General features: G+C 71.6%; 22 protein-coding genes, 1 pseudogene and 1 riboswitch. Of the genes and pseudogenes, 19 read left to right on the top strand and 4 right to left on the bottom strand.

The features are described from left to right. The first annotated feature begins 124 nt into the window (after positions 1 to 124). Positions 125 to 331 (top strand): hypothetical protein, encoded by a 207-nt coding sequence (locus tag AB0H52_RS28280; RefSeq protein ID WP_234586106.1) that lies wholly within the window; start codon positions 125 to 127, stop codon positions 329 to 331. Here the strand turns inward: AB0H52_RS28280 and AB0H52_RS28275 are convergent. The 3 genes from AB0H52_RS28275 to AB0H52_RS28265 form a co-directional block, all read right to left on the bottom strand. After that, positions 328 to 804, bottom strand: a complete 477-nt coding sequence (locus AB0H52_RS28275; protein WP_278122616.1) for a hypothetical protein — start codon at positions 802 to 804, stop codon at positions 328 to 330. The two genes, AB0H52_RS28280 and AB0H52_RS28275, sit on opposite strands and share 4 nt — an antisense overlap. Beyond that, positions 801 to 1,013 (bottom strand): phosphatidylethanolamine-binding protein, encoded by a 213-nt coding sequence (locus AB0H52_RS28270; protein ID WP_088948250.1) that lies wholly within the window; start codon positions 1,011 to 1,013, stop codon positions 801 to 803. Before AB0H52_RS28270 ends, AB0H52_RS28275 begins: the two co-directional genes overlap by 4 nt. Positions 1,014 to 1,084: 71 nt before the next feature. Beyond that, complete coding sequence (locus AB0H52_RS28265; RefSeq protein WP_278122617.1) at positions 1,085 to 1,966, bottom strand: universal stress protein; 882 nt, start codon at positions 1,964 to 1,966, stop codon at positions 1,085 to 1,087. 117 nt (positions 1,967 to 2,083) lie between these two features. Here AB0H52_RS28265 and AB0H52_RS28260 point away from each other — a divergent pair, with 117 nt between their 5' ends. From AB0H52_RS28260 to AB0H52_RS28190, 15 genes are all read left to right on the top strand, one after another. Next, on the top strand, positions 2,084 to 2,830 hold the full coding sequence (locus AB0H52_RS28260; protein WP_357951271.1) for an SAM-dependent methyltransferase: 747 nt from the start codon (positions 2,084 to 2,086) through the stop codon (positions 2,828 to 2,830). Between the two features lie 67 nt (positions 2,831 to 2,897). Continuing rightward, positions 2,898 to 4,076 (top strand): PP2C family protein-serine/threonine phosphatase, encoded by a 1,179-nt coding sequence (locus AB0H52_RS28255; protein WP_357951269.1) that lies wholly within the window; start codon positions 2,898 to 2,900, stop codon positions 4,074 to 4,076. A 56-nt stretch (positions 4,077 to 4,132) separates the two neighbouring features. After that, positions 4,133 to 4,597, top strand: coding sequence for a MarR family transcriptional regulator (locus tag AB0H52_RS28250; RefSeq protein ID WP_357951267.1), 465 nt, complete (start codon positions 4,133 to 4,135; stop codon positions 4,595 to 4,597). Between the two features lie 295 nt (positions 4,598 to 4,892). Next, a complete protein-coding gene (locus tag AB0H52_RS28245) occupies positions 4,893 to 5,525 on the top strand; it encodes a CDP-alcohol phosphatidyltransferase family protein (RefSeq protein ID WP_151489614.1) in 633 nt (210 codons plus the stop codon). After that, positions 5,522 to 6,466, top strand: coding sequence for a DUF881 domain-containing protein (locus AB0H52_RS28240; protein WP_151489615.1), 945 nt, complete (start codon positions 5,522 to 5,524; stop codon positions 6,464 to 6,466). The genes AB0H52_RS28245 and AB0H52_RS28240 overlap by 4 nt, the downstream gene beginning before the upstream one ends. Beyond that, entirely contained in the window at positions 6,463 to 6,795 is a 333-nt protein-coding gene (locus tag AB0H52_RS28235) for a small basic family protein (RefSeq protein WP_007460356.1), read from the top strand. The genes AB0H52_RS28240 and AB0H52_RS28235 overlap by 4 nt, the downstream gene beginning before the upstream one ends. 11 nt (positions 6,796 to 6,806) lie before the next feature. Then, complete coding sequence (locus tag AB0H52_RS28230) at positions 6,807 to 7,796, top strand: DUF881 domain-containing protein (RefSeq protein ID WP_357951264.1); 990 nt, start codon at positions 6,807 to 6,809, stop codon at positions 7,794 to 7,796. A gap of 61 nt (positions 7,797 to 7,857) precedes the next feature. Continuing rightward, positions 7,858 to 8,238: a glycine cleavage system protein GcvH gene (gene gcvH / locus AB0H52_RS28225; RefSeq protein WP_151489617.1), complete on the top strand. Its 381-nt coding sequence runs from the start codon at positions 7,858 to 7,860 to the stop codon at positions 8,236 to 8,238. A gap of 214 nt (positions 8,239 to 8,452) precedes the next feature. Next, positions 8,453 to 8,905 carry an FHA domain-containing protein gene (locus tag AB0H52_RS28220; protein ID WP_007071101.1) on the top strand — a complete coding sequence of 151 codons (453 nt, stop codon included), beginning with the start codon at positions 8,453 to 8,455 and terminating at the stop codon, positions 8,903 to 8,905. 50 nt (positions 8,906 to 8,955) lie between these two features. Then, positions 8,956 to 9,657, top strand: coding sequence for a MerR family transcriptional regulator (locus AB0H52_RS28215; RefSeq protein ID WP_192580243.1), 702 nt, complete (start codon positions 8,956 to 8,958; stop codon positions 9,655 to 9,657). Positions 9,658 to 9,841: 184 nt separating this feature from the next. Next, on the top strand, positions 9,842 to 10,306 hold the full coding sequence (locus AB0H52_RS28210; RefSeq protein ID WP_151489619.1) for a bifunctional nuclease family protein: 465 nt from the start codon (positions 9,842 to 9,844) through the stop codon (positions 10,304 to 10,306). Between the two features lie 192 nt (positions 10,307 to 10,498). Then, positions 10,499 to 11,095, top strand: coding sequence for a MerR family transcriptional regulator (locus AB0H52_RS28205; RefSeq protein WP_151489620.1), 597 nt, complete (start codon positions 10,499 to 10,501; stop codon positions 11,093 to 11,095). A gap of 363 nt (positions 11,096 to 11,458) precedes the next feature. Then, positions 11,459 to 11,857: a group 1 truncated hemoglobin gene (locus AB0H52_RS28200; RefSeq protein ID WP_151489621.1), complete on the top strand. Its 399-nt coding sequence runs from the start codon at positions 11,459 to 11,461 to the stop codon at positions 11,855 to 11,857. Positions 11,858 to 11,859: 2 nt separating this feature from the next. Next, positions 11,860 to 13,041, top strand: a complete 1,182-nt coding sequence (locus AB0H52_RS28195) for a globin domain-containing protein (protein ID WP_151489622.1) — start codon at positions 11,860 to 11,862, stop codon at positions 13,039 to 13,041. Positions 13,042 to 13,093: 52 nt separating this feature from the next. Then, on the top strand, positions 13,094 to 13,792 hold the full coding sequence (locus AB0H52_RS28190) for a DivIVA domain-containing protein (RefSeq protein WP_151489623.1): 699 nt from the start codon (positions 13,094 to 13,096) through the stop codon (positions 13,790 to 13,792). A gap of 142 nt (positions 13,793 to 13,934) precedes the next feature. On the opposite strand, the gene AB0H52_RS28185 is transcribed toward AB0H52_RS28190, so the two are convergent. Next, the gene (locus AB0H52_RS28185; RefSeq protein ID WP_151489624.1) at positions 13,935 to 14,594 is read right to left on the bottom strand and encodes an NAD(P)-binding oxidoreductase; all 660 of its coding nucleotides are present in this window, start codon (positions 14,592 to 14,594) and stop codon (positions 13,935 to 13,937) included. A gap of 107 nt (positions 14,595 to 14,701) precedes the next feature. On the opposite strand from AB0H52_RS28185, the pseudogene AB0H52_RS28180 reads away from it, so the two are divergent. From AB0H52_RS28180 to gcvP, 3 genes and pseudogenes are all read left to right on the top strand, one after another. After that, positions 14,702 to 15,757: pseudogene (locus AB0H52_RS28180) on the top strand (MerR family transcriptional regulator); the annotation flags it as partial. Between the two features lie 73 nt (positions 15,758 to 15,830). Further along, positions 15,831 to 16,688 carry an NAD-dependent protein deacetylase gene (locus AB0H52_RS28175; protein WP_151489626.1) on the top strand — a complete coding sequence of 286 codons (858 nt, stop codon included), beginning with the start codon at positions 15,831 to 15,833 and terminating at the stop codon, positions 16,686 to 16,688. Between the two features lie 64 nt (positions 16,689 to 16,752). Continuing rightward, a riboswitch (glycine riboswitch) is annotated at positions 16,753 to 16,851 on the top strand. A gap of 74 nt (positions 16,852 to 16,925) precedes the next feature. Next, positions 16,926 to 19,748 carry an aminomethyl-transferring glycine dehydrogenase gene (gene gcvP / locus AB0H52_RS28170; protein WP_357951260.1) on the top strand — a complete coding sequence of 941 codons (2,823 nt, stop codon included), beginning with the start codon at positions 16,926 to 16,928 and terminating at the stop codon, positions 19,746 to 19,748. The last annotated feature ends 152 nt before the right edge of the window (positions 19,749 to 19,900 follow it).

The following is a 19,900-nucleotide window of genomic DNA, read 5'->3' as shown; positions in this document are numbered from 1 at the left end:
TACCCACTCCGCGGCCCGCTAGCCGCTCCCCGGTGGGCGGGGCCGGAATGCCGCCGGTGCCCGCGGGTATGCCGCCGGTGGAGGCGGTCGATGCCGCCTGCCGTACCCGGAAGGGAGACACCCCGTGACGAACCCGCAGCAGCAGGAGTTCCGGCGCAACGCCCTGGGTGGCACCAGCCAGGACAACAAGGGTCCCGCCCCCGGCGGGCATCCGGCCAACCGTGGCACGTCGCGCGGTGACCAGGGCCGACCGGTGCCCAAGGGGCAGGTGTCGCCGTACGGCCCGGCCGGTGAGCCGGTGGCCGAGGACGACAGCGACACCCGGGCCTAACGACCTCGACCCGACGGCCGCCGCAACCTGTTCCAGGTGGCGGCGGCCGTCAGGCCGTACGCCAGGTGCGGGATGATGTCGGAAATCCAGTCGGAGCGCCGCCAGGTGCGCGGGTCGCTGATGCCCAGCGCGGTGATGGACCCGTCGGTCATGGTCATCACGCCGGCGCCGAGGATGCCCGCCGCCATCGGCAGCGGCTGCCGCCGGCCGCCGGCGTAGAGCGCGAACGCGACTCCGGCGGCGATGCCCAGGCCGTAGCCGATCAGCGGGCCGAGGCCCGAGCGGCGGTTCGCCGCCCGGGCCCCGGACCCCAGGTTCACGTGCGCGATACCGGCCAACCGGTCGACGGTCTCCGCGGGGACGCTGCTCTCGGGCCGCGCCCGTAGCGCCACGTCGAGGTAGCTGACCACGTTCAGCGCCGTGCTGCCGACGGCGCCCGCGATGGCGCCGTCGGCGAGGTCGACCCTCCTCATTTCGGATCGCCCGGTTCGCGCTCGCTCTTGGGGCCGTACGTGCGCTCGCCGCGCACCACGCCCCGCTGGCCGCGATCCTCCTGCAGGATCCTGTTGGCGACCTGGTTGGCCTTGCCGTCGGGCACCCGCCGTCCGGAGTCGTCGATCGCGTTGCGCAACCGCGCCCGCTGCTTGTCGTACGCGTTACTGCCCGGCCGTGGTCCTGGCATGTGCTGCCTCCTTCGTCGCCGTTGGCGTACCGCGGCCGTCTACCCGTCTGGCGGCGCGCCAACCCCGGGTGTCAGCGGGGTGCGCGGACCACGGCGACGGGGCAGCGCGCGTGGTGCAGCACCGACTGGCTCACCGACCCCAGCAGCAACCCACTCACCTCGCCGCGCCCCTGCCCCCCGACCACCACCAGTTGGGCGGCATCCGACGCCTCGGCGAGCACGGCGCCGGCGCGGCCGTGCACCGCCTGCCAGGTCAGCCGCAGACCGGGGTGCCGCTCGGCGAGTCCGTCCAGGGACTCGGCGAGGTCGCGTTCCTGCTCCTCGCGCAGCCGCGTCTCGTCGTACACCAGGGGTTGCATGTCGCCGGGGCCGCTGCTGCCCGGATGCCGGTAGGCACGCACGGCCCGCAGCGGCACGCCGCGCGCCTCGGCGGTCTCGGCGGCGAACTCGGCGGCCAGGCGGGACGCCGCCGAGCCGTCCATTCCGACCACGACCGGTCCGTCCGGACGGTGCTCGCCGCGGGCCACCAGCACCGGGCAGTCGGCGTACGCGGCGACCTGCACCGCCACCGAGCCGAGCACGAGCGCGGCGAAGCCGCCCAGCCCCCGGTCGCCGAGCACGATGAGCGCGGCGGTGGGGGATTCGCCCACCAGCACCGCGGCGGCCTCACCGTCGATGATCTCGCCGGAGATCGTCAGCCCGGGCACGGTCGCCTCGGCCTCGGCCACGGCCGCCGCGACGATGTCCTCGGCCTGGTGGCGCAGCCCGCCGCCGGGCGGGGCGTCCGGCGCGGGGGAGTCCGGTACGTGCAGCAGCGGCCAGATGAACCCGTGCACCACGCGCAGCGGCCGGTGCCGGCGGGTGGCCTCGGCGGCGGCGAGGCGTACCGCGCGCAGGGAGGGCTCCGAGCCGTCCACGCCGACCACCACCGCCGCGCTGTTCGCCGAGTTCACCGGCCACCTCCCGCCGTCTTCCACTATCGCAGCTCGCGGGGCGCGCGGCGCAGCGATACCACGGCGCGTGCCCGGGTCGGTACGCTGACGCCACCGAAGGAGGAGGGAGCGTCGTCGATGGGCGAACCGGATCAGCCGAGCACCGCACGCATGATCGACTACTGGCTCGGTGGGGCCCACCACTTCCCGGTCGACGTGGCCGCGGCGACCGCCTTCGAGCAGGCGTACGGGCCGTGCGCGCCGGTCTTCCGGGAGCTGCGGGCCTTCCTCGGCCGGGCGGTGCGGGCGATCGCCGCGCAGGGCGTGGACGGTTTCCTGGTGTTCGGCGCGGGGGTGCCCACGATGGGCAACGTGCACGAGGTCGCCGCCGAGGCCACGGTGCTCTACACCGACGTCGACCCGGTCACCATCCGGCTCGGACAGCGCATCCTCGCCGGCAGTGACCGGGCCGGCTACGGCTTCGGGGATGCCACCGACATCGGCACCATCGACCCGGCGCAGTTGCACCGCTTCGTCCCGGGGTGGGGGCGCCGGCCGGTGGGGGTGGTGTTCCTCGGGCTGGCGGCGTTCCTCGACGACGACACGCTGACCCGTACCCTCGACGAGTTGTACGCGGCGGCGGCACCGGGCAGCCTGCTCGCCGTGGACTTCGACACCGAGGAGTTGGCGGCCCATCCGCAGGCCCTGGCGATGATGGGGCCGGCGTTCCGGATGCGCCCGCCGGCGGCGTTCGCGCCGCTGCTGGGTCGCTGGGCGCCGACCACGGACGGGATCGTGCCGGTCAACCGTTGGCGTCCGGACGGCGTGCCGGCCGAGGTGCCCGACGCGTTCCACGGCGTGCTGGCGACCCGCGGCGACGACTGACCGCGACGTCGGGCTCCGCGCGGGCGTCCGTATGATGCTTGCTCTGTAGCAAGTTTCTGGAGGACGCATGGTGGACGGGCCGGACGTGGTGTCGCGCGCGCTGCGCGAGGCTCCGCCCGACCAGCTGGCGGAGGCGGCGGACGAGGCGATCCGCTCGGCGCTGGGTGCGGTACGCACGGACGTGTTCGTGGCCGACTACCGGATCAGCGGCCTGTGGGCGGTGCTGGATCCGGACCTGCCGGCGGCCGGGTTCCTCGCCTGTCACACCGTGGCGCAGCGCTGTTTCAGCAGCCAGCAACCGGTGCGGGACATCGCCGACGACGGCCCGTGCCGGCTGTATCTGCCGCTGACCGTGTGGGGGGAGCGGCTGGGCGTGCTGCTCATCGAGTTGCCGGCCGTGCCGGGCCCGGCGGTCACCGGCCGGGCCACCGACATCGCCGGTGCGCTCGCGGTGGCGATGCGGGCGGCGGATCGGGAGACCGACCGGTACCGGCGGGCCCGTCGCCGTGAGCGGCTGAGCATGGCCGCCGAGATGCAGTGGGACCTGCTGCCCGGGCGCAGCGTGTCGCACCACGCGTTTCACCTGGCCGGTCAGTTGGAGCCGGCGTACACGGTGGGTGGTGACCACTTCGACTGGTCGCTCGACGGTGACCGGCTCACCCTGACGGTGCTCAACGGCGAGGGCAGTGGTCTGGCCGCGTCGATGTTGACCGCGGTCACGGTGAACGCGATGCGCAACGCGCGCCGCTCCGGCGGTGGCCTGGTGGAGCAGGCGGAGTTGGCGTCGGACACCGTCTTCTACCAGCACCGGGGGCACCGGTACGTGGCGACCCTGCTGTTGGAGGTGGACACCCGCACCGGGCGGGTGCGGGCGGTCGACGCGGGTTCCCCGCATCTCCTGCGGATGCGCGGGGCGGTGGTCGAGCCGATGAAGCTGGACCAGCAGATGCCGCTGGGCATGTTCGCCGAGACCCGCTACGAGCTGCAGGAGTTCCAGCTCGAGCCGGGTGACCGCGTCTTCGTGGTCAGCGACGGGGTGTGGGCGGCGGAGCCTCCGGGGCAGGAGCCGTACGGGCAGCGGGCGATGGCCCGTTCCCTGCGCGCCACACGGTTGCAGCCGGCGCCCGAGGCGGTTGGTACGGTGATGCGCGAACTGCACGCCTACCACGCGGATTCCGATCTGCGCGACGACGCCGTCGTGGTCTGCCTGGACTGGCACGGTCCGCGCGAGCGGAACGGCGGGTGAGGGTCGCCGCCGCTTCGTCGGGCGGGCACCAGCGCGACGACGGCAGGGGACATCGGGTGGAGCGACCTGGGGATCTCGCCGCGGCGATCGACGCGGCCGCCGAGACGATGGTCGCCGTGCTCGAGTCGGCGGCCGCGCGCCATCAGGTTCCGCCGACCCAGCTGCGGGTGCTGATGCTGATCAGCGGTCGGTCGGAGACCAACGTCAACCGTCTGGCGGAGCTGCTGGACGTGGTGCCGTCCTCGGCCAGCCGGCTGTGTGACCGGCTGGAGGCGACGGGTCTGCTGCGTCGGGTGGCTGATCCCCGGGACCGGCGTGAGGTGCGCCTGGTGCCGACGGCGGCCGCGCAGACCCTGCTGCGGGAGTTGGCCGAGCGGCGGCAACGGGCGGTGCAGGCGGTCCTGGACCGGATGCCGCCCCGGCTGCAGCACGACCTGTTGGCGGCGCTGCTCGCGTTCGGTCGGGCGGCGGCTCAGTCGGTGCCGGAGCAGCAGTCCGACCCGGCGGTGCAGACGGCCTGACCGGGTCACCCCCTCCACTAGTATCCTAGGACCCTCTACGCGTGGTGATCCACACCACAGTGCGGCACAGCCGCACCAACCGCCGAGCGGCGGCACCCGGGAAGCGGACAGGAGCCCGATATAGTGGCAGCGCACTTACCCGGCCCGCGATCTCGATGATCGCGGGCCGTGTCAGGGAAGAGGTCCCGTCCGGGGCCGCAGGGGAGCCGGCGCTGTGCCGGCCCGACAGCGCGTACGACCTCGCCCGCGCCCGACGTCGGCCGGGTGGGTCGGAGCGTGCCGCGGAGGAGGTTCGGTGTCGCGTCGGCCGGCTCGGGCAGAGCACCCGCGGGACACCGGCGAGCAGGCTCCCGGCGACCAGGTCCTCACCCTGCCCAACCTGATCAGCTTCGGGCGGCTGCTCGGCGTACCCCTCTTCCTCTACCTGTTCCTGGTGGCCCGCGCGGACGTCGCGGCGGTCGTCGTCCTGGCCATCGGTGGCACCACGGACTGGGTCGACGGGTGGATCGCTCGCCGGCTGCGGCAGGTGAGCCGACTCGGGGAGCTGCTCGACCCCCTCGCCGACCGGCTCTACATCCTCGCCACGCTGATCGCCTTCACCGTCCGGGAGGTGGTGCCGTGGCAGTTCACCGCGGCGCTGCTGGCCCGTGAGTTGCTGCTGCTCGGTTCGCTGGCGGTGTTGCGTCGCTACGGCTACGGTCCGCCGCCGGTGCACTACGTCGGCAAGACCGCCACGTTCCTGCTGCTCGCGGCGTTCCCGGTGCTGCTGCTGGCCACCGAGTGGAGCGCGGCGGCGACGGCGACGGCCGCGATCGGCTGGGGGCTGGCCTGGTGGGGGTTGGTGCTCTACTGGGTGGCCGGCGGCATGTACGTGGTGCAGGCCGCCCGGCTGGTGCGCGCGGCGCGCGGCCCGGGAGCGGTGGCGTGAGCGCGCCGCGGCCCGGGGGGCCTCGTCAGGATCGGGTGTACGCGCCGGACTTCCTCACCGAGCTGTTCCGCAACCCGTTGGATCCGGGGTACGCCGACGCGGCGGCTGCCCGTCGGCGTGCGGCGCCGGCGGAGCCGGTTCGGGGCTGGCGGGCCTGGCCGACGCGGACGGTCAGCCTGGTCGTGGTGGTGATGCTGGGTTTCCTGTTCGCGGTCGCGTACCGGCAGACGATGGCCGATGAGCCGGGGCGTAGCCAGGCCCGTTCCGGGTTGGTGGCGCAGATCAAGGAGCGGGAGCGGCAGACCGACCGGTTGTCCACGCGGGCGGACGAGCTGCGCGAGGAGGTCAGTCGGCAGCGTGACGCGGCGTTGAGTGGGTCGGCGGCGGCACGCCTGCGGGACATGGAGGCGAGCACCGGGCTGGGTCGGGTGCGCGGTGACGGTGTGGTGGTGCGGTTGGCCGACGCGCCGGACAAGGCGGATGCGGTCACCGGCGCGGGTGCGGGGCCGCCGCGGGTGCTGTACAGCGATCTGCAGGGGGTGGCGAACGCGTTGTGGAGTGCCGGCGCGGAGGCTATCTCCATCAACGGGCAGCGGTTGACGGCGACGTCGACGATCCGGTCGGCGGGTGAGGCGATGCTGGTGGATTTCCGGCCGGTGACGGGGCCGTACGAGGTGTCGGCGATCGGTCCGGGGTCGATGCGGGACAAGTTCGACGACAGTCGTAACGCCGCGTTGATGCGGGAGGTGGCGCAGAAGACCGGGCTGTCGTTCGGTGTGCGGGATGCGGATGACCTCACCCTGCCGGCGGCTCCGGAGCCGCAGCTACGCTACGCCAAGCCGTCGGTCAGTCCGAGCCCTTCCGTGTCGGGTGGCCGGTCCGGCAGTCCCGGGTCGTCCGGTTCTCCGGCGACCGTCAGCCCCTCCGGAGGTGGTCGATGATCGCGGTGCTGGCGTTGCTCGCCGGTGTGGTGCTCGGTGTGTGGCTTGACCCCACAGTGCCGGCGGCGTTGCAGCCGTACCTGCCGATCGCGGTGGTGGCCGCATTGGACGCGGTGTTCGGTGGGGTGCGGGCCAAGCTGGACCGGATCTTCGATGACAAGCAGTTCGTGGTGTCGTTCATCTCGAACGTGCTGGTGGCTGGTCTGATCGTGTATCTGGGTGACCAGTTGGGTGTGGGCGGGCAGTTGTCCACCGGTGTGGTGGTGGTGCTCGGTGTGCGTATCTTCGGCAACGTGGCGGCGATCCGTCGGCACCTGTTCCGGGCGTAGGTTTGGATGCGATGAGCGACGAGCAGACCGAGACGGGGACGGGGTGGCCGCAGCCGGCGGGTCCGGTGCGGCCGGGTGGTCCGGCGGGTGAGCCGGATCCGCGGCCGGATGCGCCGGATCCGGACGAGCTGAGCCCGTTGGCGCCGCAGGAGCCGGTGCCGGCGGATGACGAGCCGGGGGTGGCGCCGGTCGCCGACGGTGCGACGGTGGATCTGAGCGCGGTGTCGCGGTCGGCGGAGCCGGACGGGTCGGAGGCGCGGCGGGTCGAGGAGTCGCGGGTCGAGGAGTCGGCGCAGCCGGGTCGGTCCCGGTTGAGTACGGCCGGTGTGATGATCGCGGCGTTGTTGGCGTTGTTGGGTTTCACGCTGGTGGTGCAGTTGAAGACGACGTCGACGGATCCGACGTTGGGGGCGACGCGTCAGGAGGATCTGGTGCGGATCCTGTCGGATCTGGATGCGCGGGAGAGTCGTCTGCAGCAGGACATCCGGGCGTTGGAGGACAGTCAGCGGCAGTTGCGCTCGGGTGAGCAGGGTCGTCAGGCGGCGTTGGACGAGGCGACGCGGCGGGCGGACGAGGTGGGCATTCTGGCGGGGACGTTGCCGGCGGTGGGGCCTGGTCTGACGGTGCAGTTCTCCGCCGGTGGTAAGCCGATCTCGGCGAACCGGGTGTTGGACGCGGTGCAGGAGCTGCGGGGCGCGGGCGCGGAGGCGATGCAGATCGCCGGTGGTGACCGGGCGACGGTGCGGATCATCGCGTCGACGTTCTTCCTGGATGGGGAGAACGGGTCGTTGGTGGTGGAGGGGCGTCGGTTGGTGGGGCCGTTCACGATCACGGTGATCGGTGATCCGGCGACGATGCGTACGGCGTTGAACATTCCTGGTGGGGTGGTCGCGTCGGTCCGGGGTGACGGCGGTAACGTGACGTTTGGGGAGCGTGAGGTTGCCGAGGTTTCGGCGCTGCACGTGCCGATCAAGTTGGAACACGCCCGTCCGGTCTCCTGATCGGGCGCGGCCGCGCCGGGCCTAAGTGGTCCGGGGCACCGATGGATGAAGGACGCGTCTGGTGATTCCCGAGGATCTGCGATACACCGCCGAGCATGAGTGGGTGGCGGGTGACGGCACCGGTTCGGTTCGGGTCGGCATCACGCACTTCGCGCAGGACGCGTTGGGCGACATCGTGTACGTGCAGTTGCCGGAGGCGGGTGCGGTGGTCGCGGCCGGTGACTCGTTGGGTGAGATCGAGTCGACCAAGAGCGTGTCGGAGATCTACGCCCCGGTTGCCGGTACGGTGGCGGCGCGTAACGAGGCGTTGGGTGACACACCGGAGCTGATCAACACTGATCCGTATGGTGCGGGTTGGCTGGTGGAGATCACTCCGAATGATCCGACGGCGGCGGACGGGTTGCTGACGGCGGCTGCGTACCAGAAGATCACCGAAGGCTGAGTGTGCTTGATCCGGTGCGTGTGATGTCTGCGCGCGTCCGGTTGCCCTGCATTTCGGCGCTGGCTAGGCTCGCCCAGTCGACCGAGAACCCAATAGTTGAGCGTTGCGGAATTGCCTTCCCGGGCACGGGGAGCCAGCCGCCGGGTGTGCATGTGCCCGGCGGCCAGACCCGCCATTACCCGACGCCGACCGAACAGATCCGTGAGGTGGTCCCATGACGCGCCCAGACGACGAGTTCCCCCCACTCGACGTCACTTCGACGCTCAATCTCGGTTCGCTCGACGAAGTGCTGGAGGGGCCGGACACCGATGTGGTGCCGAGCCGGATGTCCGGTTCGTTGCCGCCGGGTATGGCGCTGCTGGTGGTTCGTCGCGGCCCGAATGCGGGTGCCCGGTTCCTGTTGGACCACGATGTGACGACGAGTGGCCGGCACCCGGACAGTGACATCTTCCTCGACGATGTGACGGTGTCGCGTCGGCACGCGGAGTTCCACCGTGATGGTGGGACGTTCACGGTGCGGGACGTGGGCAGCCTGAACGGCACGTACGTGAATCGTGAGCGGGTCGAGGCGGCCACGTTGAGCAATGGTGACGAGGTTCAGATCGGTAAGTTCCGGGTGGTGTTCATCGCCGGTCCGCGCCCGGAGGAGGAGGCCGGCCGGGGGTGAACGAGCCTGCGGCCTCCACGCCACCCGGGGCGACCCGGTCCCAGCCGCTGATGAGCATCGGTGAAGTGCTGGGTCAGTTGCGGGTGGATTTTCCGGACACGACGATTTCGAAGCTGCGGTTCCTTGAGGCCGAGGGTCTGGTGGAGCCGCAGCGGACGACGGCGGGTTACCGGAAGTACAGCTGGGACGATGTGGCGCGGTTGCGGTTTGTGCTGACCGCGCAGCGGGACAGGTATCTGCCGTTGCGGGTGATCCGTGAGCAGTTGGCCCAGTGGGATTCGTCCGGTGAGCAGCCGGGGCGTTCGCGGCCGGCGTTGGTTGCGGTGGGTCCGGATGGTGCGGTGCCGGGTCGTGAGTCGCCGGAGCCGGCCGAGTCGTCGCAGGTGCGGCTCGGCCGGGCGGATCTGGTGGCGCGCAGTGGCGTCGACGAGTCGACGTTGGTGGAGTTGGAGCGGCTCGGTGTGCTGGTGTCGGATCCGCCGGGGTGGTATGACGCGGATGCGTTGATCATCGCGTCGGCGGTGGCGGGGTTGGCGGCGTACGGGTTGGAGCCGCGGCATCTGCGGGGTTATCGGACGGCGGCGGACCGTGAGGTTGGTTTGTTCGCGCAGTTGGTGGCGCCGTTGGTGCGGCAGAGTGATCCGGCGGCGCGGGCGCGGGCTGCGGAGACGGCGCGGGAGTTGGCGGCGTTGTCGGAGCAGTTGCATGCGGCGTTGGTGCGGGTGGGTCTGCGGTCGACGTTGGGTCGGTGAGGGGGCCCCGGTGGGCGGTGGCGGAGCGGAAAGATCTCTTCTCCGAAGCGTGCCGTAGGCTTGCCGGGGTAACCCCTTTCTGGCGCGGGCGTGGTGCTGTAGCGCATGGGACGGCCGTGTCGCGGTCCGTGTACCGTGCAGGGAAGGGCGCGGTGCGTAGGTTGACGACGACACGGAGGCGGCGGTGCGCGAGCTGAGCGTGGTCGGAGTTCGGGTGGAGCTGCCCAGCAACCAGCCGATCGTCCTGCTCAGGGAGGTCGAGGGGGACCGCTATCTGCCGATCTGGATCGGTGCGGTCGAGGCGACGGCTATCGCTTATGAGCAGCAGGGGGTCAAGCCGGCCCGGCCGTTGACGCATGATCTTCTGCGGGATGTGTTGGCGGCGTTGCAGGCGCCGTTGCAGGCGGTGGAGATCACCGAGCTCAAGGAGAACGTCTTCTACGCGGATCTGTTGATCGGTGATGGCGTGCGGGTGTCGGCGCGGCCGAGCGATTCGATCGCGTTGGCGTTGCGTGTCGGGGCGCCGATTCGTTGTGCGGAGCAGGTCCTCAGTGAGGCGGGGATCATCATCCCGGACGAGCAGGAGGACGAGGTGGAGAAGTTCCGCGAGTTCTTGGAGCAGGTGCGTCCCGAGGATTTCGCGGGCTGATCGGTCCCGCTCGTGGGTGGGTGTCACTGTCGGTGATGCTTGGGTGTGGTTGGTGATCTTTCTCGGTGGCTGCGCGGCGTGTCGCGTCGGTTCCTCCGTGGTAACCCCTGAAGGTGGCTATAGGGTTGCCGTGTCGAGGGGTGCGCGTCGGAGGAAACGACGCGTCGCCGCACTGACGGGGAGGTTGTCCGGATGCACGAACCGCGGGATCCTGATCCGGGTACACAGTTGGACGAGCCGGGTGCCTCGTCGCCGGGTGTGGCGACTGAGGGTGACGGTTCGGTGGGCTACCGGGGTGTGACGGCATGTCACGCGGTGGGCATCAGTTACCGGCAGCTGGATTACTGGGCGCGTACGACGCTGGTGGTGCCGAGCGTGCGCGACGCGTCGGGTTCGGGGACGCAGCGGTTGTACTCGTTCCGGGACCTGGTGGTGTTGAAGGTCGTGAAGCGGTTGTTGGATGCGGGGGTGTCCCTGCAGAACATCCGTAAGGCGATCGAGGCGTTGCGGTCGCGTGGTGTGGAGGATCTGGCCGGGATCACGCTGATCTCCGATGGGACGACGGTGTATGAGTGCCGGTCTCCGGAGGAGGTGGTCGACCTGTTGCAGGGTGGCCAGGGTGTCTTCGGTATCGCGATCGGTGGGGCGTTCAAGGAGATCCAGGGGTCGTTGTCGCATCTGCCGGCGGAGCCGGCGGCGAGCGGACCGGTGGAGCCGGTGGTGGGGTCCGGGTCGGATCCGGTGGGTGACGAGTTGGCCGCGCGGCGGGCGCGGCGGCGGGCGGGCTGACCGCCGGGTGCGTGTTCCGGGTTGTGGACTCGCCCGGAGGTGCGGCCCACTTTTTGGGCGCTGGTCGGTGACTGTGGGTCAGTGTGATCGGCGTGTGGTGGGGGTCGTGAGGTGGCCCGTTCCCCTGTGGATCACTGTGGGTGTCGTCGTCGTGGCCGATTGTGGACGGTCGGGTCGGTGGTGGTGACGGTGCGTGTCAGCGTGTTGTCGGGAATCCGATAGGGGGGCGCTGACCGGAGCCCGTCGGCACGCTATGGTCCGTCACGGTCCCCGGTGTGTCGCCGTGGCACGACGGTGTCGCCCGGTGGGCCGTTGCCCCTCCGCGCTGAGCCCGCGCGACACCTCACCCCGGAAGGAACGACCGTGACGGTTACGGAAGAAACCGCTGCCGCTTCGCACTACGACCGCATCGGCGGTGCCAGTTCGGTCAAGGCGGCCGTGGAGCTGTTCTACGACAGGGTGCTTGCCGATGCGGAGTTGGCGGGCTATTTCGCCGATGTGGACATGGTGGGTCAGCGGCGGCACCTGACGTTGATGTTGACGGTGGTGCTGGGCGGGCCGAACGAGTACGCCGGTCGCGGGTTGGCCGAGGCTCACCAGCCGCTGAACATTCCGGTGGAGCACTACGCGAAGGTGGGTGAGCACCTGACGGCGACGCTGACCGAGCTGGGTGTGCCCGCCGACGTCCTGGCCCATGTGCAGACGGTGCTGGGTCAGGTGCAGGACCAGGTCGTGGCCTCCGGGAACCGTCCGGGCGTCTGAGCGTGGACGCGGCCCGACTCAAGCAGAGTTGGTCCCTGGTCGCCGGGCACGGCGACCAGGTGCCGCTCTACTTCTATTCGACGTTGTTTCTGGCCCATCCCGAGACGCGGCAGATGTTCCCCACGAACATGGCGGGGCAGCGTGATCGTCTTGTCACGGCGTTGGGGCACATCGTGTCCAACGTGGACCAGGTGGATCGGCTGGTCGGTTTCCTGCAGGATCTCGGCGCGGATCACCGCAAGTTCGCGGTGCGCGCGGAGCATTATCCGGCCGTGGGTGAGGCGCTGCTGGCGACGTTGCAGCATTTCCTGGCCGAGCAGTGGACCGACGATCTGGCGCAGGATTGGGCGGCCGCGTACGGGCTGGTCGCGCAGGTGATGACCGAGGCCGCGCAGGCCGCCGAGGCGGTGAATCCGCCGTGGTGGGTGGCGGAGATCGTGGCGCATGAGCGGCGGGCGTTCGACGTGGCGGTGCTGACGGTGCGTCCGCAGTACCTGTTGCCGTTCACCGCGGGTCAGTCGGTGGGGGTGTCGCATCCGTCGGTGCGGTCGTGGCGGTACTACTCGCCGGCGAACGCGCCGCGTGCGGACGGCACGTTGGAGTTGCACGTGCGGGCCGCGCCGGGTGGCGCGGTGTCCTCGCGGCTGGTGTACGGGTCGTCCGTGGGCGATCGGATCCACCTGGCGGCGCCGGTGGGGGATCGGTTGGGGTTGTGGGCGGCGGGTTCCAGTGATCTGCTGCTGGTGGTCTCGGGTACCGGCTGGGCGCCAGTGAAGGCGTTGGTGGAGCAGGTCGCCGCGGAGGGTTCGCGTCGGCGGGTGGATCTGTATGTGGGTGCGCGCTCGCGTAGCGAGTTCTACGACAGCGACGCGATCGACAAGTTGGCGTCGTCGTACCCGTGGCTGACGGTGACCTATGTGGTGGGTGCCGATGTGGGTCGGCCGGGGGAGTTCGTGCACGCGGTGGATCGGGCGCTGGCCGACGGTGACTGGCGGTCGCGGCACGTGTACGTGTGCGGGTCGGACGAGATGGTTTCGCACGCGGTGCAGACGTTGGTCCGGGCGGGTTACCACGCGGGTCAGGTGCATCACGAGGGCCTGGGCAAGCAGTGGTACGGCCCGGCTTGGCGGACGGCGGTGGATCAGTCGACCGTCGGTGACACTTCCGGAGGTGGGCACAGGTGAGCGCGAGGAGTGAGCTTGCGGGCCCCGCAGTCGCGAACGGAGGCGAGCACAGGTGAGCGCGACGCCGATCAGTCGGTACGACGGGGTGCAGGTTTCCGGCGGTGTGCAGGTGCGGATGACGGCGGACCGGGTGCGGCGGTGGGAGTTCGGGACGGCGCCGTTCGCGCGGCGTGGTTACGACAACGCCGACGTGGACCGGTTCCGGGTGCAGGTCGCCGACGAGTTGGACCTGTTGGCGACGCAGGTCGCGAATCTGCGTGCGGAGAATGAGCGGCTCACCGATCGGGTGGAGTTGCATCGGCACGGGGTGATCCCGAGTACGTCGGCGGCGGCGAAGGTGCCGGCGGCGAAGGAGGTCAATCTGCTGTCGGCGGCGCAGCGGGAGGCCGAGCAGATCATCGCGCAGGCGCATGACTATGCGCGGCGGGTCGCCGAGTACGCGCGGGTGCAGTACGAGAGTTACATGCGGGCGGCGGCGGCGGAGGCGAAGCAGGAGGCTGAGCGGGCGGTGGCGGATTACCGCAGCACGGCCGGGGCGAGCTTCGACGACTCGGTGGCGACGCGGGAGGCGTTGCGGATTTTCGGCGAGATGATGGTGTCGCACATGCAGGCGGCGGCGCGGCATCTCGACGACGGTAGTGAGCAGTTGGCGCGGACGATGGACCGGATCGCGAAGGAGACGCCGGGGGCGCCGTTCGCGGCGGGTGCGGCGGCGGGTCAGACGGCGTTGCCGCGGCACCAGCAGCGGTGACCGGCGGCGGGTGGGGTCAGCGTGGCTGACCCCACCCGCCGTGTCGGTTGAGGCGTTGGTCGGGGTGAACGGTGACCGTCGCGCCGGCGCCGTCCTTCTCCGGCGGCGGGGTGAACCGGATGTCGAGTGGTTGCGGTGGCGCTCAGGGGGTCGCCGCCGACCGGACGGCGTCGGCGATGGGTGTCGGCCCGCCGACGAGTTCGAGGGTCGCGCCGGCGGTTCGTGGTTCGTCGAGCAGCGCGGCGAGGACGTGGGCGACGTCGGCGCGGCTGATCGCCCCGCGGCCGGCGTGGCGGGTGAGGGTGACGCGCCCGGCGGGGTCGTCGTCGGTGAGCCGCCCGGGTCGCAGGACCGTCCAGGCCAGGTCGCGGGCGCGGAGGTCGTCCTCGGCGGCCCGTTTGGCGCGCAGGTACGCCGCCCACACGTCGTCGGTGCCGGCGGCGGGCGGGTCGTCGACGCCCATGGAGGAGACCAGCAGGTAGCGGTGGACGCCGGCGCGGGTGGCGGCGTCGGCGAGCAGCGCGGCGGCGGCCCGGTCGACGGTGTCCTTGCGGGCGGCGCCGCTGCCGGGGCCGGCGCCGGCGGCGAAGATGACCGCGTCGGCGCCGTCGAGGTGCGCGGCGAGGTCGTCGCTGTCGGTGTGTTCCAGGTCGCGGATGATCGGGGTGGCGCCGGCGGCGCGCAGCGCGGCGGCCTGCCCGGGGTTGCGGATGAGGCCGACGGCGGTGTCGCCGCGTCCGGCGAGGTGACGTTCCAGCAGCAGGGCGATCTTGCCGTGGCCTCCGGCGATGACGACACGCATGTGCTCAACCTACCGTCGGCGAGATCCGGGAGCTTGACCTTGACCTGTGGGCAACCCCCAGTCTGGTGTGTGCCGGTCGCGGTGACCGGCACGAGGAGGATGTCGACGTGGGGTTGGTGACCATCGGGGCGTTCGCCCGGGCGGCGGGTCTGACGCCGAAGGCGTTGCGTCTGTACGACCAGGTGGGGGTGCTGGCGCCGGCCGCGGTCGATCCGGAGTCCGGGTATCGGCTCTACGACCCGCAGCAGGTGCCGCTGGCCCGGCTGGTCGCCCAGCTTCGTCGCATCGGCATGCCGTTGGCCACGATCCGCGCCGTGTGTGACCTGGAACCCGCGGCGGCCGCTGACGCGATCACGGCGTACTGGCGGCAGGTCAGCGCGGACACCGCGGCTCGTGCGCGGCTCGCCTCCGTCCTCGTGGAGCACCTGTCCGGAGGGAGCACCACCGTGTCCGTACCCAATTCCACCCTTGCTGTGCGGTACGCCGCCGGCTGCGACACCGGGGCGGTGCGCGTCAGCAACGAGGACGCCGCGTACGCCGGTGATCGGTTGTTCGCCGTGGCCGACGGCATGCGCGGGCCCGGTGGCGCTGCCGCCAGCGCCGCCGCGATCGACGCTCTGCGCCCGTTGGAGCTCGTCGACGTGCCGGCCGTGGAGCTGCTGACGATGCTGGCCGGTGCGGTGACCGGCGCCGATGACGTCGTGCGGGCGCTGGCGACCGATGAGCATCAGCCGGGCACCACGCTGACCGCGTTGCTGCGCAGCGGTTCGCAGCTGGCCCTGGTGCACGTCGGTGACACCCGGGCGTATCTGCTGCGCGGCGGCGAGTTGTCCCTGCTCACCCAGGACCACACGTGGGTGCAGACCCAGGTGGATCAGGGCCTGCTCGACCGGGACGAGGCGGCCGCGCATCCTCAGCGTGCGCTGCTGGTACGTGCGCTGGGCGGCGGTCAGCAGGTCGAGGCCGATCTGGCGCTTCGCACCGCGCTGCCCGGTGACCGGTACCTGCTGTGCTCCGACGGGCTGTCCGCCGTCGTCGACCGGGCGGCCCTGCATGCGGCGCTCAGCGAGGGGGCCGACCCGGAGCACACGGTGACCCGCCTGATCGCCCTGGCGCGGGCGGCGGGGGCGCCCGACAACGTGGCCTGCGTCGTCGCCGACGTCGTCGCGGTGTCGACGCCACCACAGGCCCGCCGAGGGGTCGGCGACGGCGGGTGCGGTGAGGCAGCATGAAGGGGTGACGGAGAGCCTGGACGCGTTGACCTCGCTGGTGGCCGGGGGTGGGGTGGTGGTGCTCAGCGGCGCCGGCCTGTCCACCGAGTCGGGTATTCCGGACTACCGGGGCCCCAGCGGGGTCGCGCGCCGGCACACCCCGATGACGGTGCAGGCGTTCACCCGCGACCCCGTCGCGCGGCGGCGGTACTGGGCGCGTAGCCACCTGGGGTGGCGGTTGATCGCCCGTGCGGCGCCGAACGCCGGGCATCGGGCGGTGGCGCGGCTGGAGCACGCCGGTCTGGTCGACGCGGTGATCACGCAGAACGTCGACGGGTTGCACGGCGCGGCGGGCAGCGCGTCGGTGGTCGAGTTGCACGGTCGCCTGGACGAGGTGACGTGCCTGGACTGCGGCAACCTGACCTCCCGGGAGGAGGTGGACCGGCGGCTGCGCGAGGCCAACCCGGATTTCGTGGCGCGGGTCGCCGCGGTCAACCCGGACGGTGATGTGGATCTCCCCGATGAGCAGGTGGCGGCGTTCCGGCCGGTGGACTGCGGGATCTGCGGCACCGGGATGTTGAAACCCGATGTGGTGTTCTTCGGTGAGACGGTGCCGCCGCAGCGGGTGGCGCGGTGCTTCGCGCTGGTGGAGCGGGCGCGGGCGGTGCTGGTGTTGGGGTCGTCGTTGACGGTGATGTCGGGTCGCCGGTTCGTGATTCGCGCCGCGAAACGGGGCATTCCGGTGGCGATCGTCAACCAGGGTCCGACCCGTGGTGACGGCTACGCCACGGTGTGCGTCGACGCGCCGTTGGGGGCGCTGCTGCCGGTGCTGGCCGAGCGGGTCACCGGCGGCGCGGCGGTGGCCACGCCGGCCGGGGTGTGACACCTGCCCGGGGGGTAGGACATCTGCCGGAAACACCGGCGCTGGTAGCGTTGACCATGCCGGTACCACCCACGTGGGAGAGACCGCCCGGCAGCAGTCAGGGCGGCGCCGAAGGGGCAAATCCTCCCCGGAACCTCTCAGGCAAAAGGACCTCGTGGGCAGGCACTGTGGAGCGCTCCTGCGGGGTGCGACAGAGGGGGAGGCCGACACGTCGACCTCGCCCCGGGAGTGCCCCTGATGAGCGTAGAGCAGTTCGCCACCCGTCACATCGGTCCCGGCCCCGACGACGAGCGTCGGATGTTGGAGGTCGTCGGGCATCACTCGATCGACGAGCTGATGGACGCCGCGATCCCCGAGGTGATCCGCTGGCACGGCACCCTGGACCTGCCGGCCCCGGCCACCGAGGCCGAGGCGCTCGCCGAGTTGCGGGCCCTCGCGGCACGCAACACGGTCGCCGTCTCCATGATCGGCCTGGGCTACCACGGCACGCACACCCCGGCGGTGATCCGCCGCAACGTCCTCGAAGACCCGGCGTGGTACACGGCGTACACGCCGTACCAGCCGGAGATCAGCCAGGGCCGCCTCGAGGCGCTGCTGAACTTCCAGACCATGGTCACCGACCTGACCGGCCTGGCCACCGCGAACGCCTCGATGCTCGACGAGGGCACCGCCGCGGCGGAGGCGATGACCCTCGCGCGGCGCGCGTCCAAGAGCACGAGCCGGGTGTACGTGGTCGACGCCGACGCCCTGCCGCAGAGCATCGCCGTGATCGCCAGCCGGGCCGAGCCGCTCGGCATCGACGTGCGCGTCGTCGACGTCGAGCGCGACGAGCTGCCCGCGGAGTTCTTCGGCCTGCACCTGCAGTACCCGGGCGCGTCCGGGGCGGTGCGCGACCACGCGGCCCTCGTCGAGGCCGCGCACGCCGTCGGTGCCCTGGTGACCGTGGCGGCGGATCTGCTGGCGTTGACGCTGCTGCGGGCACCGGGGGAGATCGGCGCGGACATCGCCGCCGGCACCACCCAGCGCTTCGGCGTACCGATGGGCTTCGGTGGGCCGCACGCCGGCTACCTGGCGGTGCGCTCGGGCCTGGAGCGGATGCTGCCCGGGCGTCTCGTCGGGGTGTCGCGCGACGCGGACGGCAACCCGGCGTACCGGCTGGCGTTGCAGACCCGTGAGCAGCACATCCGGCGGGAGAAGGCGACCAGCAACATCTGCACCGCGCAGGTGCTGCTCGCGGTGATGGCCGGCATGTACGCCGTCTACCACGGCCCGGACGGGCTGCGGGAGATCGCGACGCGTACCCATGCCGGGGCGGCGCGGCTCGCGGCCGGGCTGCGCGCCGGCGGCGTCGACGTCGCGGACGTCGCGTTCTTCGACACCGTCACGGCACGCGTGCCGGGCCGGGCGGCGCAGGTGGTGGCGGCCGCCGCCGAGCGGGGCGTGAACCTGCGGCTGGTCGACGCCGACCGGGTGGGGATGTCCTGCGACGAGACGACCACCGACGCGCACCTTCAGGCGGTGTGGGCGGCGTTCGGTGTGCCCGCGTTCGACGGCGCCGGCGACCCGGCCCTGCCGGTCGACCTGGCGCGCCGCAGCGACTTCCTGACGCACCCGGTGTTCCGCAGCCACCACTCGGAGACGGCGATGCTGCGCTACCTGCGCCGGTTGTCGGACTTCGACTACGCCCTGGACCGGGGCATGATCCCGCTCGGGTCGTGCACGATGAAGCTGAACGCGACCACCGAGATGGAGCCGGTCAGCTGGGCGGAGTTCGCGAACATCCACCCGTTCGCGCCGGATGCGCAGACCGTCGGGTACCGGGAGATGATCGATCAGCTGGAGTCGTGGCTGGCGGAGGTGACCGGCTACGACGCGGTCAGCGTGCAGCCCAACGCGGGGTCGCAGGGCGAGCTGGCGGGCCTGCTGGCGATCCGCTCGTACCACGCGTCGCGGGGTGAGTCGCACCGCGACGTGTGCCTGATCCCGTCGTCGGCGCACGGCACGAACGCGGCGTCGGCGGTGATGGCCGGCATGCGGGTCGTCGTGGTGGCCTGCGACGACGACGGCAACGTCGACCTCGTCGACCTGGACGCGAAGATCGACAATCATCGGGACGCGCTCGCCGGGATCATGGTGACGTACCCGTCGACGCACGGCGTGTACGAGACGGGCATCGCGTCGCTGTGCGCGAAGGTCCACGACGCCGGCGGGCAGGTGTACGTCGACGGGGCGAACCTCAACGCGCTGGTCGGGTTCGCCAAGCCCGGCCAGTTCGGCGCGGACGTGTCGCACCTGAACCTGCACAAGACGTTCTGCATCCCGCACGGCGGCGGTGGCCCGGGTGTGGGTCCGGTGGCGGTGCGCGCGCACCTGGCGCCGTTCCTGCCCGGTGATCCGCTGGGCGCGCACGTCGACGCGACGCCGGCGATCTCGGCGGCGAAGTACGGGTCGGCGGGGATCCTGCCGATCCCGTGGGCGTACCTGCGGATGATGGGCGCCGAGGGGCTGACCCGGGCGACCGGCGTGGCGGTCCTCGCGGCGAACTACGTGGCGGCGCGGCTGCGCGGGCACTTCGGAGTGCTGTACGCCGGCAACAAGGGCCTGGTGGCGCACGAGTGCATCCTCGACCTGCGGCCGTTGACGAAGGCGACCGGGGTGAGCGTGGACGACGTGGCGAAGCGGCTCATCGACTACGGCTTCCATGCGCCGACGATGTCGTTCCCGGTGGCGGGGACGCTGATGGTGGAGCCGACCGAGAGTGAGGACCTGGCGGAGCTGGACCGGTTCTGCGACGCGATGATCGCGATCCGGGCGGAGATCGAGCAGGTCGCCTCCGGGCAGTGGCCGGCGGGGGACAACCCTCTGGCGAACGCCCCGCACACCGCGGCGATGGTCAGCGGTGACGAGTGGCCGCACCCGTACCCGCGGTCGGTGGGCGCGTACCCGGCCGGGGTGGACCGGGCGGGGAAGTACTGGCCGCCGGTGCGGCGGATCGACGGCGCGTACGGCGACCGGAACCTGGTCTGCTCGTGCCCGTCGCCGGAGGCGTTCGAGGACTGACGACGGGCGTGCCGGGGCGGGCGGTACGGGCCGCCCCGGCAGCCGCTGTGACCTGGACTAGTGCAGCAGGTCGCAAGTCCTGTTCGGGTTGAGTGTCCTGTGTTTGGTTACGCTTCGTAGTCGGCGAGGTGGACGAGGGCGGCCGTGTCGAA

Source organism: Micromonospora sp. NPDC050695 (assembly GCF_040654415.1).
In the GTDB taxonomy this organism is placed as follows: Bacteria; Actinomycetota; Actinomycetes; order Mycobacteriales; family Micromonosporaceae; genus Micromonospora.
The sequence above is the reverse complement of the archived record's forward strand: the minus strand, read 5'-3'. Positions and strand labels throughout refer to the sequence as shown.